13 protein-coding genes are annotated in these 13695 nt (G+C 75.0%); 6 read left to right on the top strand and 7 right to left on the bottom strand.

The features are described 5' to 3' along the window. The first annotated feature begins 106 nt into the window (after positions 1-106). A complete protein-coding gene (locus ACI8AG_RS08000) occupies positions 107-610 on the top strand; it encodes a hypothetical protein (protein WP_456589441.1) in 504 nt (167 codons plus the stop codon). Here ACI8AG_RS08000 and ACI8AG_RS07995 read toward each other — a convergent pair. Continuing rightward, positions 600-1148: a helix-turn-helix domain-containing protein gene (locus tag ACI8AG_RS07995; protein WP_456589440.1), complete on the bottom strand. Its 549-nt coding sequence runs from the start codon at positions 1146-1148 to the stop codon at positions 600-602. The genes ACI8AG_RS08000 and ACI8AG_RS07995 overlap by 11 nt on opposite strands. A 55-nt stretch (positions 1149-1203) precedes the next feature. Here ACI8AG_RS07995 and ACI8AG_RS07990 point away from each other — a divergent pair, with 55 nt between their 5' ends. Together ACI8AG_RS07990 and ACI8AG_RS07985 are read left to right on the top strand one after the other, a co-directional pair. Beyond that, complete coding sequence (locus ACI8AG_RS07990; protein ID WP_456596593.1) at positions 1204-1551, top strand: hypothetical protein; 348 nt, start codon at positions 1204-1206, stop codon at positions 1549-1551. A gap of 1 nt (position 1552) precedes the next feature. Beyond that, positions 1553-2467 carry an alpha/beta hydrolase family protein gene (locus ACI8AG_RS07985; protein ID WP_456596592.1) on the top strand — a complete coding sequence of 305 codons (915 nt, stop codon included), beginning with the start codon at positions 1553-1555 and terminating at the stop codon, positions 2465-2467. Positions 2468-2530: 63 nt separating this feature from the next. Here ACI8AG_RS07985 and xylA read toward each other — a convergent pair whose 3' ends face one another. Next, the gene (gene xylA / locus ACI8AG_RS07980) at positions 2531-3691 is read right to left on the bottom strand and encodes a xylose isomerase (protein WP_456589437.1); all 1161 of its coding nucleotides are present in this window, start codon (positions 3689-3691) and stop codon (positions 2531-2533) included. Between the two features lie 145 nt (positions 3692-3836). After that, positions 3837-5120, bottom strand: a complete 1284-nt coding sequence (locus ACI8AG_RS07975; protein WP_456596591.1) for an ROK family transcriptional regulator — start codon at positions 5118-5120, stop codon at positions 3837-3839. 229 nt (positions 5121-5349) lie between these two features. On the opposite strand from ACI8AG_RS07975, the gene ACI8AG_RS07970 reads away from it, so the two are divergent. Further along, a complete protein-coding gene (locus ACI8AG_RS07970) occupies positions 5350-6768 on the top strand; it encodes a xylulokinase (protein ID WP_456596590.1) in 1419 nt (472 codons plus the stop codon). Between the two features lie 171 nt (positions 6769-6939). Here the strand turns inward: ACI8AG_RS07970 and ACI8AG_RS07965 are convergent, their stop codons facing one another. Next, a complete protein-coding gene (locus tag ACI8AG_RS07965; protein WP_456596589.1) occupies positions 6940-7560 on the bottom strand; it encodes an alpha/beta fold hydrolase in 621 nt (206 codons plus the stop codon). Positions 7561-7690: 130 nt separating this feature from the next. On the opposite strand from ACI8AG_RS07965, the gene ACI8AG_RS07960 reads away from it, so the two are divergent. Both ACI8AG_RS07960 and ACI8AG_RS07955 read left to right on the top strand, forming a co-directional pair. Further along, positions 7691-9118 carry an NAD(P)/FAD-dependent oxidoreductase gene (locus tag ACI8AG_RS07960; protein WP_456596588.1) on the top strand — a complete coding sequence of 476 codons (1428 nt, stop codon included), beginning with the start codon at positions 7691-7693 and terminating at the stop codon, positions 9116-9118. Between the two features lie 71 nt (positions 9119-9189). Continuing rightward, on the top strand, positions 9190-10512 hold the full coding sequence (locus tag ACI8AG_RS07955) for a DUF2254 domain-containing protein (protein WP_456596587.1): 1323 nt from the start codon (positions 9190-9192) through the stop codon (positions 10510-10512). A gap of 10 nt (positions 10513-10522) precedes the next feature. On the opposite strand, the gene ACI8AG_RS07950 is transcribed toward ACI8AG_RS07955, so the two are convergent. Genes ACI8AG_RS07950 through ACI8AG_RS07940 form a run of 3 tightly spaced genes read right to left on the bottom strand, consistent with a single transcriptional unit; the run spans position 10523 to position 13612 of the window. After that, positions 10523-11200 carry an alpha/beta hydrolase gene (locus tag ACI8AG_RS07950; RefSeq protein ID WP_456596586.1) on the bottom strand — a complete coding sequence of 226 codons (678 nt, stop codon included), beginning with the start codon at positions 11198-11200 and terminating at the stop codon, positions 10523-10525. Beyond that, positions 11197-12492 (bottom strand): erythromycin esterase family protein, encoded by a 1296-nt coding sequence (locus ACI8AG_RS07945; protein WP_456596585.1) that lies wholly within the window; start codon positions 12490-12492, stop codon positions 11197-11199. Before ACI8AG_RS07945 ends, ACI8AG_RS07950 begins: the two co-directional genes overlap by 4 nt. Continuing rightward, a complete protein-coding gene (locus tag ACI8AG_RS07940) occupies positions 12485-13612 on the bottom strand; it encodes a carboxylate-amine ligase (RefSeq protein ID WP_456596584.1) in 1128 nt (375 codons plus the stop codon). The genes ACI8AG_RS07945 and ACI8AG_RS07940 overlap by 8 nt, the downstream gene beginning before the upstream one ends. Positions 13613-13695: the final 83 nt, after the last annotated feature.

Genomic DNA, 13695 nt, shown 5'->3' with positions numbered 1-13695 from the left:
ACACGCACACGTCGGGCACGGGGTTGCCCGACGTGTGCGGGGGCACTGGTCGGGTCATGCTGGTTGAGCACTGGACCAGCTCCACCGACCAGAAAGGTGTGCTCCCGTGGGTCTGCCCATCACCCTGTCCGAGATCCCACCCCGGCTCTCCGCCGGCGCCTTCATCCTCAACAGCGGCCTCGGCAAGCGCGGTGCCGACGAGCAGGCGGCGGCCGGCATGCACGGCTTCGCCAGCGGCACGTACCCGTTCCTCGCGCGGATGGAGCCGCAGCAGTTCGCGAAGGCGCTGTCCACCGCCGAGATCGCCGTCGGTGCGGCGCTGCTCACGCCGTTCGTGCCCACCGCCGTGGCCGGCGCTGCGCTCACCGCCTTCTCCGGCGGGCTGCTCGGGCTCTACCTGAAGACGCCGGGCATGCGGAAGGAGGGCAGCCTCGCCCCCACCGAGCAGGGGCTGGCGATCGCCAAGGACAGCTGGCTGCTCGGCATCGGCATCGGCATGCTGGTGCGCGGCACCCTCGAGCGCGAGCCGCGGCGGGTGCGCAAGGCCGCGAAGACGCTCGACAAGGCCAACAAGCGGGCCGCGAAGGCCCGCCGCCGCCTCAGCGACTGACCTCCCCGGGAGGCTCCTCCCCGGGCAGGTTCACCAGGCCGACCAGCCGGCGCCGGCGCTCGTCGCCGGGCCGGTTGGCCAGCCGTGCCTGCAGCACCCCGCGGAGTTCGGTGAGCAGCTCGTCGAACTCGGCGTCGGTGAGCCAGAGGCCGACCTGGCGGTAACCGACCCCGTCGCGCACCAGATCGGGCTCCCCGCGGTCGAGGTAGCGGTCGAAGTCCGCCAGCAGCGAGGCGACGAACGTGGTGAACGCCCGCCGGTGGTCCTCGCCCGTCATGGTGGCGAGGTCGTCGGCCGATACCTCCGCCGCCGACGACACCAGGCGGTAGCTGCGCTCCGCGGCGCCGCGGACCCTCCGCTCCCCCACCACCTCGAGCACCCCGGCGTCGGCGAGGACGCCGACGTGCCGGTAGAGCGACGCGACCGGCACGTCGGGCAGCGCGGAGCGCACCTCTCCCGTGGTGAGCGTGCGGCCGCCGAGGAAGGCCTGCACCACGCGCAGCCGGACGGGGTGCAGCAGCAGGTCCACCGAGTTCACGCGCTCACCGTTCTCATCCTTGACAACAGTCTCACGCGTGAGAATAGTGTCCGCCATGGCCACGCTGCAACTGACACCGTCCACCGTCGCGGTGCGCCTCACCCTCGGCGAGAAGATCGCCGGCCTCCTACGGGACGTAGAAGTGCCGCGCTCGGCGGTCGGCTCGGCCGAGGTGGTGGCCGACGCCCTGCCGGCCACGCGCGGCCTGCGCGCCCCCGGCCTGGCCCTCCCCGGTGCCCGGAAGATCGGCACCTGGCGGCGCCCCGGCGAGCGCACGCTGGTCTGCGTGCGCCGGGGGCAGCCGGCGGTCCGCGTCCGCCTGACGGGCCAGGGGTACGACACCCTGCTCGTCGGCACCGACGACGCCCCGGCCGTGGCCGCCGCGCTGCACCCGGTCGCCTGACGTGCGCGACGTCCCGGTCCAGATCCCCGGCGCCACCCCGCTCGCCGGCACCCTCTCGCTCCCCGAGGCAGCACCGCCCGCGCCCGCCGTCCTGCTGGCGTCCGGCTCCGGCCCGCTCGACCGCGACTCGAACCACCGCCGCGCCCGCTTCGACGTCACCCGCCAGCTGGCGCACGCCCTGGCCGGGGCGGGCATCGCGTCGCTGCGCTACGACAAGCGCGGGGTCGGCGGCAGCCCCGGCGACTGGCGGGCCGCCGGTCTGCACGACAACGTCGAGGACCTGGCCGCCGCGCTCGACGTCCTGCACGCTCGGCCGGAGGTCGACCCGGAGCGGGTGCTGCTCGCCGGGCACAGCGAGGGCGCGATCCTCGCGGCCTCGCTCGCCGCCCGCGGCGCGCCCGTGGCCGGGCTGGTGCTGCTCGCCATGAGCGCCACCCGCGGCGAGGAGCTCTTGCGGTGGCAGGCGCGGCAGATCGCGCCGACCCTCCCGGCGCCGGTGCGGTTCCTGCTCCGCCTCCTGCGCACCGACCTGGAGGCGAAGGTCGCGGCCAACCACGCACGGGTCAAGGCCACCACCACCGACGTCGCCCGCATCGGCGGCGCCCGGGTCAACGCCCGGTGGACCCGGGAGTTCTTGGCACATGACCCACGGGAGGACCTCGCCCGGATCACGGTCCCGGTCCTGGCGGTCACCGGCGCCAAGGACCTGCAGGTGCGGCCGGAGGACCTGGCGGTGGTCGCGGCCACCGTGGGCGGGCCGGTGGAGACGCACCTGGTCCCCGACCTCACCCACACGCTGCGCCGGCAGGCCGGGCCGGCGTCGATGAGCGCCTACCGGAAGGAGCTGCGGTCCCCCGTCGACGCGGAGCTCCTCGCCACCGTCGCCGACTGGTGTCGGCGGACCACCCGCCCCTGAACGCGGGACGGGCGGGCACCCTGGGAGGTCCAGGGGTGCCCGCCCGCCGCCGGGCCGGTCTGCTCAGCGGACGCCGAGCAGGTGCTCCATCGCCAGCTGGTCGAGCCGCTCGAACTGCAGCCCGCGGGCACCCAGGGTCTCCGGGTCGTGGGCCTCGTTGCGCAGGGCGTCGAGGCTCTCGCCCTCGGCCAGGGTCGGCACGGCGAGCTCGGCCACGCGCGCGGCCTCCAGCGCCTCGGCGACCTCGGGATCGGCCCGGAACGCCTGCGCCTTCTCCTTGAGGATCAGGTAGTTGCGCATGCAGGCGCGGGCGGTCTCCCAGACACCGTCGATGTCCTCGGTCCGCGGCGGCTTGTAGTCGAAGTGCAGGTAGCCGTCGTAGGCCTTCCCCGACCCGGAGCCGAGCAGCGTGTCGACGGTCCAGAACGCCCCGCGCAGGTTGCCCGCGCCGAAGCGCAGGTCCTGGTCGAAGCGCGGGCCGTGCTGGCCGTTGAGGTCGACGTGGAAGAGCTTGTCGTGCCACAGCGCCTGGCCGATGCCCATGGCGAAGTTGAGCCCGGCCATCTCCTCGTGCCCGACCTCGGGGTTCAGCCCGACGCGGGTCGGCTCCTCGAGCTCGTTGATGAAGGCGATCGCGTGGCCGATGGTCGGCAGCAGGATGTCGCCGCGCGGCTCGTTCGGCTTGGGCTCCAGGGCGAACCGGATGTCGTAGCCCTTCTCCCGCACGTAGGAGCAGAGCAGGTCCAGGCCCTCCTTGTAGCGGTCGAGCGCGGCGGCGACGTCCTTGGTGCCACCGGACTCCGCACCCTCACGTCCGCCCCACAGCACGTAGGTCTTCGCGCCCAGCTCGGCGGCCAGGTCGATGTTGCGCAGCACCTTGGCGATGGCGTACCGGCGGACGGCGCGGTCGTTGGCGGTGAAGCCGCCGTCCTTGAACACCGGGGCGCCGAACAGGTTGGTGGTCGCCATCTCCACGCCCATGCCGGTCTCGGCCAGCGCCTTCTTGAACCGCTCGAGAGTGGCGTCGCGGGTGGCGTCGTCGGGCACCAGGTCGTCGTCGTGGAAGGTGACGGCGGCGGCACCGAGCTCGGCGAGCCGGTGCACCGACTCCACCGGGTCCAGCGGGGGCCGGACGGCGCCGCCGAAGACGTCGACGCCCTGCCAGCCCACGGTCCAGAGACCGAAGCTGAACTTGTCGTCCTTGGTCGGGGTGTAGTCGGTCATGCGGGGATCTCCATTCGGGTCGATCGGTTGGCTGCACTGCGCGCGAGGGCCTCCGGCACACGCTGGATCGCGCGGCCCGGGGCGGACGAGGGGGTCGGCTGGTCGCCGGTGGTGGGGTGGGCCGCGGAAGAGGGGCCGGTGGCGGTCATCGGGCCCCGGCGCCTGTCGGCGTGAGCGAGGGCACCGGCACCAGCGTCGGGTCCTCGAGGACGGACTCCAGGGCGACGTGCGCGCCCCCGCGGACGGCGGCGGTGAACCCCAGGGTGGAGAGGACGACGCGCGCACCGGCGATGCCGGGCCCGAGCACGCGGGCCTCCAGCTCGGTGAGCAGCGGCTCCATGAGGTACTCCCCCAGCACCGCGAAGTACCCGCCGAGGATGACCACCCGGGGGTTGAAGAGGTTGATGAGCACGGCGGCGCCGGTCCCGAGGGAGGTGCCGACCTGCCGGAGCGCGGCGAGCGTGCGGGCGTCACCGGCCTCGGCGCGGGCAGCGACCTCCGCCAGCCGCGCCTCCAGGTCACGGCCCGGGTCGGCCACCGGGTCACCGGGATCGGCGGCCGCGCGCAGCAGGGCGGCCAGGCCGACGACGGTCTCCCAGCAGCCGCGCCGCCCGCAGCCGCAGACGGCGTCCGGATCGCCGAGCGAGGTGTGCCCGACCTCGCCGGAGAGCCCACCGGCTCCGCGCAGCAGCCGGCCGCCGACGATCACGCCACCGCCGACACCCACCTCACCGGTCAGGTAGACCAGGTCGGAGGTCCGCGCCTCGGAGCCCATGGCCCACTCGGCGATGGCCGAGAGGTTGGCGTCGTTCTCGACGCGGATCGGGAAGTCGGTGCCCAGGCGGGCGCGCAGCCCGTCGAGGACGGCGACGTCGCGCCAGCCGATGTTCGGCGCCAGCGTCACGACGCCGTCGAGGCTGCGGACCAGGCCGGCGACCGCCACGGTCAGGCCGGCCGGGCTGGCCCCGGTCGCCGCGGCCGCGGCGACCGCGTCGGAGACCAGGCCGGCGACCGCGTCCAGGGTGCGTTCGGCGCCGAGCGCGGGGAGGTCGAGCGCGAGCCGCTGCTCGAAGAGCACCTCGCCCCGCAGGTCGAGCACGAGCGCGGCGGCGTAGTCGACGTTCAGCTCGACGCCGATGCCGCACACGCAGGCGCCGTCCAGGTGCACGGTGAGCCCCGGGCGCCCCACCGAACCGGCGCGGTCGACCTCCCCGGTGGTGACCAGGCGACGGTCGGCGAGCTCGGCCACCAGGCTGGACACCGTGGCCTTGTTCAGGCCGGTCTCCTGGGCGATGCGGGCGCGGGAGCGCGGGCCGTGGTCGCGGAGGTGCCGCAGGACCAGCCCCAGGTTGGTGCGGCGCACCGTCGCCTGGTCGGCCGGAGCGCGCCGTTCGGAGGACCCGTCGTACAGCGGTGGAACCTCGCCCACGTCCACCTCCTCGGGGTCGCCGCCGACATTCGTCGGTTGAGCAAACAAATTAGGGCCCGCCGGTCGGGCGGTCAAGACGGACCGCCGCCACGCCGGGCGCCCCGGGCAGGACCCTCCGCCGGGCGCGACAGGCGGAGGCGGCCTAAGGTCCCCTTCCCATGACCGCCGTGTGCGCTCCGCCACCCGCTCCCCTGCCCCTCCCCGCCGCCCCGGGACGGGAGCACGTCCGATGACGCTCGTGGCGGGCGTCGACACCTCGACGCAGGCGTGCAAGGTCGTCGTCCGGGACTCCGACACCGGCGAGCTGGTCCGGTCGGGGCGGGCGCCGCACCCGCCCGGCACCGAGGTGGACCCCCGTGCCTGGGAGGAGGCGTTCCGGGCCGCGGCCGCGGAGGCGGGCGGCCTCGACGACGTCGCCGCGCTCGCCGTCGGCGGGCAGCAGCACGGCATGGTCTGCCTCGACGAACGGGGCGAGGTGGTCCGCGACGCGCTCCTGTGGAACGACGTGCGGTCGGCCCCGGCGGCGGCGGAGCTGATCCGCGAGCTCGGCGACGACGACGAGCAGGCCGGCCGCCAGGCGTGGGCCGATGCCGTGGGGCTGGTGCCGGTCGCGTCGTTCACCGCGACGAAGCTGCGCTGGCTGGCCGACGCCGAACCCGGCAACGCCGACCGCACCGCCGCCGTCTGCCTCCCCCACGACTGGCTGACGTGGCGGCTCTCGGCCGACCGCGACCTCGGCACCCTGGTCACCGACCGCGGCGACGCCAGCGGCACCGCGTACTGGTCGGCCCGCACCGGCGAGTACCGCCTCGACCTGCTCGAGCGCGCCATGCGCGGGCGGCGCCCGGCGGTCCCGCGCGTGGCCGGGCCGGCCGAGCGGGTGGGCAGCCTCGCCGGCGGCTCCGCCGTCCTGGGCCCCGGCACGGGCGACAACGCCGCGGCCGCACTGGGCCTGGCCGCGCGACCGGGCGACGTCGTCGTCTCGATCGGCACCTCCGGCGTCGTCTCGGCCGTCACCTCCACGGCCGTCGCCGACGTGACCGGCACCGTGGCCGGATTCGCCGACGCCACCGGCAACCACCTCCCGCTGGTGGCGACCCTCAACGCCGCCCGCGTGCTCGACGCCGCCGCCGCGCTGCTCGGCGTCGACCACGCCACCCTGTCGGAGCTGGCGCTCTCGGCTCCCTCGGGCGCCGACGGGCTCGTGCTCGTGCCCTACCTGGAGGGCGAGCGGACGCCGAACCTGCCCGACGCCACCGGCTCGGTGCACGGCCTCACCCTGCGCACCTCCACACCGGCGCACTGGGCCCGCGCGACGATCGAGGGCCTGCTGTGCGGCCTGGCCGACGGCATGGAGGCGGTCATCGCGCAGGGTGTGGACGTCGAGCGGGTGCTGCTGATCGGCGGGGCCGCCCGTTCACCCGCCGTGCAGCAGCTGGCCCCGGGCATCTTCGGCCGCCCCGTCCTCGTACCGGCCCCCGGCGAGTACGTCGCCGACGGTGCCGCGCGACAGGCCGCCTGGGTGCTCTCCGGCGCCGACGCCCCGCCGGAGTGGGCGCAGCCGGGGCTGCAGGAGTTCGACGCGCCGGCAGCCACGCACGTCCGCGAGCGCTACGCCGAGGTGCGGGGCCGCACCGACGGCCAGTAAGAGGACCACCCTTCCCCCCACGCCTCGCTCCGCTCGGCGCGGGTCCCTGAAGGGTGGCCGTTCCAGCACGTCACTCCCACACCACGCTCCGCTCGTGGCGGGGCGACCACGCGGTGCGGCAGCGGTGTGCGGCGCATCCGGCTGCCTCTCCGCGCGGACGAGGCGGGATCGTCAGAACGAGCGGAGCAGGGCGGCGAGCTGGGCCGGGTGCGTCTGCACCGTCATGTGCGCCGCACCCGGCAGCTCGACCAGCCGGCCCCGCGGCGCGGCCTCCGCGACCCGCGCCGCCCAGTCCCCGGGGCAGAGCGCGTCCCGGTCGCCGCGCACGACGAGGACCGGCGCCGTGACCCGAGCCAGGCGCCCCTCGATGCCGTCGGGTGAGGCCGCCCGCCACAAGGCGCTCATGGCCCGCGGCCCGGTGCGCAGCCACTGCCGGAGGATCAGCGGCACCTGCCACCAGGGCTCGGCGAGGGCCGTGCGCACCCAGCGGGCGACCAGCACCCGGAACCGGCGCATCCGCGGATCGGTGGTCGGTCCGCACAGCACGACCCCCGCGACCCGGGGATCGCCCGCGGCCGCGGCCACCACCTGGCAGCTCTGCGAGTGCCCGACCAGGATCACGGGCCCCGCCGGCAGCGCCTCCACCAGGTGCCGCGCCAGGTCGTCGACCGACGGCACCCGCGCGGCGCGGCCCATGCCCGGCAGGACGACGACGTCGACAGGAACTTCTGCCCGCAACCTGCGGGCGGAACGTTCATCCAGCCCGAGACCGGGAACGAGAAGGAACGACACCGATCGTGGCACCCGGATGGTCTACCGGCCCCGGATCCGGCCTGCGAGCCGACCGAGGGGCCCGCGGCGTGACACGCATCTCCCGGGGTGTCCACGACCGGCGTGGGCCGAGGTGGAAGGATGAAACATCATGACGACATCACCAGCGCAGGCGCAGGCCCCGATCGACTCCCCCGGCGGCCGGCCGCGCGTCGTCATCATCGGCTCCGGCTTCGGCGGGCTCTTCGCCGCGCAGGCGCTGAAGAAGGCACCGGTCGACGTCACGCTGATCGGCAAGACCGCCCAGCACCTCTTCCAGCCGCTGCTGTACCAGGTGGCCACCGGCATCCTCTCCGAGGGTGAGATCGCGCCCGCGACCCGGGAGATCCTGCGCCGCCAGGAAAACGCCCAGGTCGTCCTCGGCGAGGTGACCGAGATCGACGTGGCCGCCCGTACGGTGACCTCGGAGATCCTCGGCCGGAAGCTGGTGCACCCGTACGACGAGCTGATCGTCGCGGCGGGCGCAGGGCAGTCGTACTTCGGCAACGACCACTTCGCCGAGTTCGCGCCCGGCATGAAGAGCATCGACGACGCCCTGGAGCTCCGCGGCCGGATCTTCGGCGCCTTCGAGCTGGCCGAGATCGCCAAGGACCCGGCCGAGGTCGACCGGCTGCTCACCTTCGTCGTCGTCGGCGCCGGCCCCACCGGCGTCGAGATGGCCGGGCAGATCGCCGAGCTGGCCCGCCGCACCCTGCGCCGCGACTTCCGGAACATCGACCCCACCAGCGCCCGGATCATCCTGCTCGACGCCGCGCCCGCCGTGCTGCCGTCCTTCGGCAAGAAGCTGGGCGAGCGCGCCCGCCGGCAGCTGAACGAGATCGGCGTCGACGTGCAGCTCGGCGCGATGGTCACCGACGTCGACGCCGACGGCCTCGAGGTCAAGGACAACGAGGGCCAGGTCCGCCGCATCCAGGCGGCCACCAAGATCTGGGCCGCCGGCGTGCAGGCCAGCGAGCTGGGCCGCATGCTCGGCGAGCAGACCGGGGCCGAGGTCGACCGCGCCGGCCGCATCTCCGTCCAGCCCGACCTCACGCTGCCCGGCCACCCCGAGATCCACGTCGTCGGCGACATGATGGCGCTGGGCAAGCTCCCGGGGGTCGCGCAGGTGGCGATCCAGGGTGGGCGGTACGCCGCGGAGGCGATCGAGCGGCGGGCCGCCGGCAAGGCGCCGCAGGGGCCGTTCCGCTACCGCGACAAGGGCTCGATGGCGACCATCAGCCGGTTCTCGGCGGTGGCCGACGTCGCCGGGCTGAAGTTCGAGGGCTTCTTCGCCTGGGTGCTGTGGCTGGTCGTCCACCTGATGTACATCGTCGGCTTCAAGAGCCGCGTGACCACCGTCCTGCACTGGATGGTCAGCTTCCTCGGCCGCGGTCGGTCCGAGCGGGTCGCCACCCAGCAGCAGGTCTACGGCCGGCTGGCCCTCGAGCAGCTCGGCAACGGGTGGGAGGTTTCCAAGACCGGCGGGCCGAAGAACACCGACCCGGCGAACGAGGACATGACCCAGCGGGACTCCGCCTGACCGGTACACCGGCCGGGTGATCCCTCCCCCGCCCGGTGCATATCCGGGTCGGAGAGGGTAGCCGCCCCCTCGTGGCAGGACGACGAGGTCAGGCAAGTGCAGCCCGCTCGCAGGCGCCCCTGTGGCTGTGGCCGGCGATCGCCGGGGTCACCGCGGCCGCCGCGGGCTGGGCCCTCGGCATGGTGGAGCCCCGCGGTGGCGTCCTCGCGGCGCTGTGGCCGGCCGACACCAGCGCCGCCGGCACGCTGCTCCAACTGGTGGCCACCGCCGCGGTCACCATCACCACGCTGACCTTCAGCATCACGATCGTGGCGCTGCAGCTGGCCTCGCAGCAGTTCTCCCCCCGGCTGCTGCGCGACTTCACCCGCGACCCGGTCACCAAGCGGGTCCTGTCGGTGTTCACCGCGACGTTCGTCCTCGCCGTCACCGGGCTGCGCGGGATCAACCAGGACCAGCCGGTGCCCACGCTCGTCTGCCTGGCCGCCGCGCTGCTCGGGATCGCCTGCGTCGGTGCCCTGCTGGCCTTCATCAGCCACATGGTCCGCATGCTCCGCGTCGACACGATGATGACCCGCGTCCACAACGACGCCCGGCGGGCGATCGAGACGTTCTACGGCCCGTACGCCGACCACGGGCAGCGGTCGCCCGACGAGATCGACCTGGAGACGGCCGAGGGACGGCTGGTTCCCGCGGCCGGCAGCGGCTTCGTCGAGGTGGTGGACACCGGGACGCTGGTCGATGCCGCCCGGGCGCACGACACCGTCGTCCGCGTCGAGGTCCGGCCGGGCGACCAGGTCACCATGGGCACGCCCCTGGGCACGGTGTGGGGCGCGTCCGAGGAGCTCGACGACGCCGTCCGGGCCGCCGTGGTGCTCAACAACGAGCGGACCATCGACCAGGACGCCGGCTTCGCGTTCCGCCAGCTGGAGGACATCGCCGTGAAGGCCATGTCCCCGAGCGTGAACGACCCTGTCACCGCCGCGACGGCGATCGGCCACATGGGCGATCTGCTGGTCCGGCTCACCGGCCGCCACCTCGGGCCCACGCTGCACGAGGACGAGGACGGCACCGGCCGGACGATCGTCCCCGACCGGGACCTGCGGTACTACCTCGACCTCGCCTGCGGCCAGGTCGCCCGCTTCGGCGGCAGCGAGCCCACGCTGATCACCGCCCTGCTGCGGATGCTCCGCGACGTGGCCGTCGCCTGCCGGGACGACGAGCAGCGGGCGGAGGTCGCCCGGGCCGCCGACCTGGTCGCCGGGGAGCTTTCGCCGGACTGGAGCCCGACGGACACCGCGACCGTCGAGCTGCACCGCGAGCAGGTCACCGCTGCCCTCGAGGGGCGGACCGTCGACGCGTTCGCCGACCGCTCCGGCGAGACCCGCTCGATGTGAGCGGCGGGGGTCAGACCCGGCCCAGCCACCACTCCAGCGCCGCGGCCACGCCCTCGGGCCGGACCACGTGCCCGCCGTCGAACTCCACGTAGGTGAGGTCCTCGCCCGCGTCGCGGAAGCCGGCCGCCAGGCGCCGGCCGCACCGCGCGACCGGCAGCACCCGGTCCTCCGTGCCGTGGGTGATCCACAGCCGTGGTCGGCCGACGCGCGCCGGCGGGTGCGCAAAGCCCGGCGAGAACGCGAGGACCGCATCGAACAGGTCCCCGTTGGCCGGCCCGATCGACAGCGCGTACGAGGCGCCGTCGGAGAACCCGCCCACCGCGCACCGGGTGACCGGCACCCGGTCGGTCACCCGCGCCAGCGCCGCGTCCAGCACCGCGACGTCCCGGCCGAGCCGGCCGGCGACGAGGTCCCAGGTGGGGGCGCCGGACCGCGGCGCCAGCACCAGCACCCCGTGCGCGGCGGCAGCGGCACCGACCACCGCCAGGCTCTGCGCGGGCTCGCCTCCGGCGCCGTGGAAGAAGACCAGCAGCGGGCGCGGTGCCGGCTCGCCCGCCGGGACGGCCAGCAGCACCTCCGCGCCGCCTCCCAGGTCGAGCGCGTGCACCCCGGGCGGCCAGGGCTCCCCCGTCGGCGCCACGACCGGCCGGCTGACGAGGCGGCCCGCGGCGTGCCCCGCACCGGTCATGCGTCAAACGCCGCGACGGGCACGTGCTCCTCGGCCCGCTCCAGGTGCAGCGGCCGCAGCGGCGTGGTGTCGTCGAGGTAGAGGAAGGCGTCGTAGCGCTCGCCCAGCACGGTGGCCACGTAGTTCCCCCACTTCTCCCGCGAGGACCGGTACACGACGCCGATGGCGCGGTGGTCCAGCCGCCGGCGCAGCCACTCGGGCTGGTCGCCGCGCGGGAAGACGAACAGCGCGTCCTCGCCCAGGGCGTCGTGCAACTGCGCCTCGAGGCTGCCCGACCGCGCCGGCGGGACCTCCATCCGCTCCATCTGCGCGCCCCACTCCCGGCCGGCGATCACCCCGCCGCGGTACCCGCCGAAGCCGACGAGGACGACGTCGTGGGCGCCGTGCCGCTCCCGCAGGAGCTGACCGACGTTCGTCATCCCGGCGGCGGCCATGTCGGTCGCCCGGGCGTCCCCGATGTGGGTGTTGTGCTCCCACACGACCACCTTGCGGCCGGTGTGCGCGAGGAGCCGGTCGAGGGTGTCGACCATGTGCACGTCGCGGACGTTCCACGACTCGGCCGACCCGCGGATCATGGCCCGGTAGTAGCGCTCGGCATCGACCACCACCGCGGCGTTCTGCTCGGCGGAGAACCGCGCCTCGGCGTCGGCCCCGGACTCCGCACGGCCGCGTTCCTCGCACAGCGACCGCAGGAGGTCGACCGCGGCCTGCTCGCAGGAGGAGGGGGTGAACCGGCTGGCGAAGGCGTACTCGGCACCGTCCTCGCCGAAGGGCTCGAAGCAGGCCAGCGCCTGCTTGGCCTGGTCGACGTGCTGGGGCTCGTGCTCGGCCAGCCAGCCGACCAGCGCGTGCATGGACTCCCACAGGCTGTAGACGTCGATGCCGTAGAAGCCGACGCGCGCGTCCTCCGGCAGGCCCGCGTTGTGCTCGCGCAGCCAGCGGCAGAAGTCCACGACGTCGTCGTTGGCCCACATCCACGTGGGCCACCGGGAGAAGGCGTCGAGCGCGTCGCGCGGATCGGCGTCGGCGTCCTCCCGCAGCCGGACGCTGCGGGTGACCCGGTAGCAGTCGGGCCAGTCCCCCTCGACGGCGACCAGGCCGAAACCGTGCTCCTCGACCAGCCGCCGGGTGAGGGCCGCCCGCCAGGCGTAGTACTCGTGGGTGCCGTGGCTGGCCTCGCCGATCGCCACGATCCGCGCGTCGCCGACGCGGTCGAGGAGCGGGTCGAGGTCGGCTTCTGTGCGGAGCGGGCGGGCCAGGTCGCGGATCTGCTCGCCGAGTCGGTCAGCCATCGGGTCTCCCTTCGCGCACGACGGCGGCGGCGACCTCGCGCAGGTCACCGGTGCGCCGCCAGACGGACCGTTGCCGAGCTGCGGAGGTACCCCGGCGGAACAGCCGATGCACCAGTTCGCGGACCTCGGCCTCCTCACCGCAGTCGGCGAGGTCGTCGGCGAGCTCGGCGAGGAGGGCCTCGACGGCGGCGCGGGCGTCGACCAGGACGCCGGCGACCGGGTCGAACAGCTGCCCGCCGATGCCGTCGCGCGCGGCCCGCCAGCGAGCGGCGCGCAGCAGCTCGGTGCGCATCGCGGGCACCGCCTCACCGCGCTGCGCCCGCTCGGCGAGCACCCGGACGAGCGAGCGGACCAGCGCGGCGTGCAGCACGGCGTCGTCCAGGTCGGTGCAGACGTCGGCCAGCCGGAACTCCAGCGTGGGCAGGTGCGACGACGGCCGGACGTCCCAGTACAGGTGCGACGCGTCGCCGATCACGCCGGCGTCGACCAGCCCGGTCACGACCGCCCGGAACCGGTCGGCGGAGCCGAGCGCCTCCGGGATCCCGGCGTGCGGCCACCGCCCCCACAGCAGGGTCCGGTAGCTCTCGTAGCCGGTGTCGGCGCCGTCGTGGAACGGCGAGCTGCCGGTCATGGCCAGCAGCACGGGCAGGTAGGGGCGGACCCGGTCGAGCACGGCCACCGCCGTGTCCAGGTCGGGCACGCCCACGTGCACGTGGCACCCGCAGATGTCCTGCCGCTGCGCGAGGCCTGCCCAGCGCTCGACCATCGCCTCGTAGCGGGGCCCCGGGGTGATCACCTGCTCCTGCCAGCCCGCCGCGGGGTGCGTGGAGGCCGGCAGCAGCGCCACCCCGCCGCCCGCCGCGGCGGCGCGCGCCTGCGCACGGGTGCCGGCGAGCTCGGCGCGCACCTCGTCCAGCGACCGGCACACGCCGGTGGCCGTCTCCAGCTGCGTCGTGGTGATCTCCGGGTGGACCCGCTCCCCGAACTCGTGGCGCAGCGCCGCCGCGGCGAGCCCCGGGCTCTGTGCCAGCCGGTAGGTCTGCGGGTCGACGAGGTGGAACTCCTCCTCCACCCCCACCGTGGCGCCCACGACGCCCGGGGGGCGACCGGAGGACTCCACGCGCGCTCCTGCGGGGCCGCGGCCGGGACGTCCGGCGCTGCCGGGCGCCCGGGCCTGGGGTCGGCTGCTTGCCCAGCCGCAGG

The organism is Blastococcus sp. SYSU DS0552, from assembly GCF_054050815.1.
This window is presented reverse-complemented; position numbering and strand designations above follow the sequence as displayed.

Coding starts and splice junctions, on each gene's coding strand:
- ACI8AG_RS07945 (WP_456596585.1), bottom strand. CDS start 12,492: ATGGCTGACCGACTCGGCGAGCAGATCCGCGACCTGGCCCGCCCGCTC.
- ACI8AG_RS07950 (WP_456596586.1), bottom strand. CDS start 11,200: ATGACCGGTGCGGGGCACGCCGCGGGCCGCCTCGTCAGCCGGCCGGTC.
- xylA (WP_456589437.1), bottom strand. CDS start 3,691: ATGACCGACTACACCCCGACCAAGGACGACAAGTTCAGCTTCGGTCTC.
- ACI8AG_RS07960 (WP_456596588.1), top strand. CDS start 7,691: ATGACGACATCACCAGCGCAGGCGCAGGCCCCGATCGACTCCCCCGGC.
- ACI8AG_RS07990 (WP_456596593.1), top strand. CDS start 1,204: ATGGCCACGCTGCAACTGACACCGTCCACCGTCGCGGTGCGCCTCACC.
- ACI8AG_RS07970 (WP_456596590.1), top strand. CDS start 5,350: ATGACGCTCGTGGCGGGCGTCGACACCTCGACGCAGGCGTGCAAGGTC.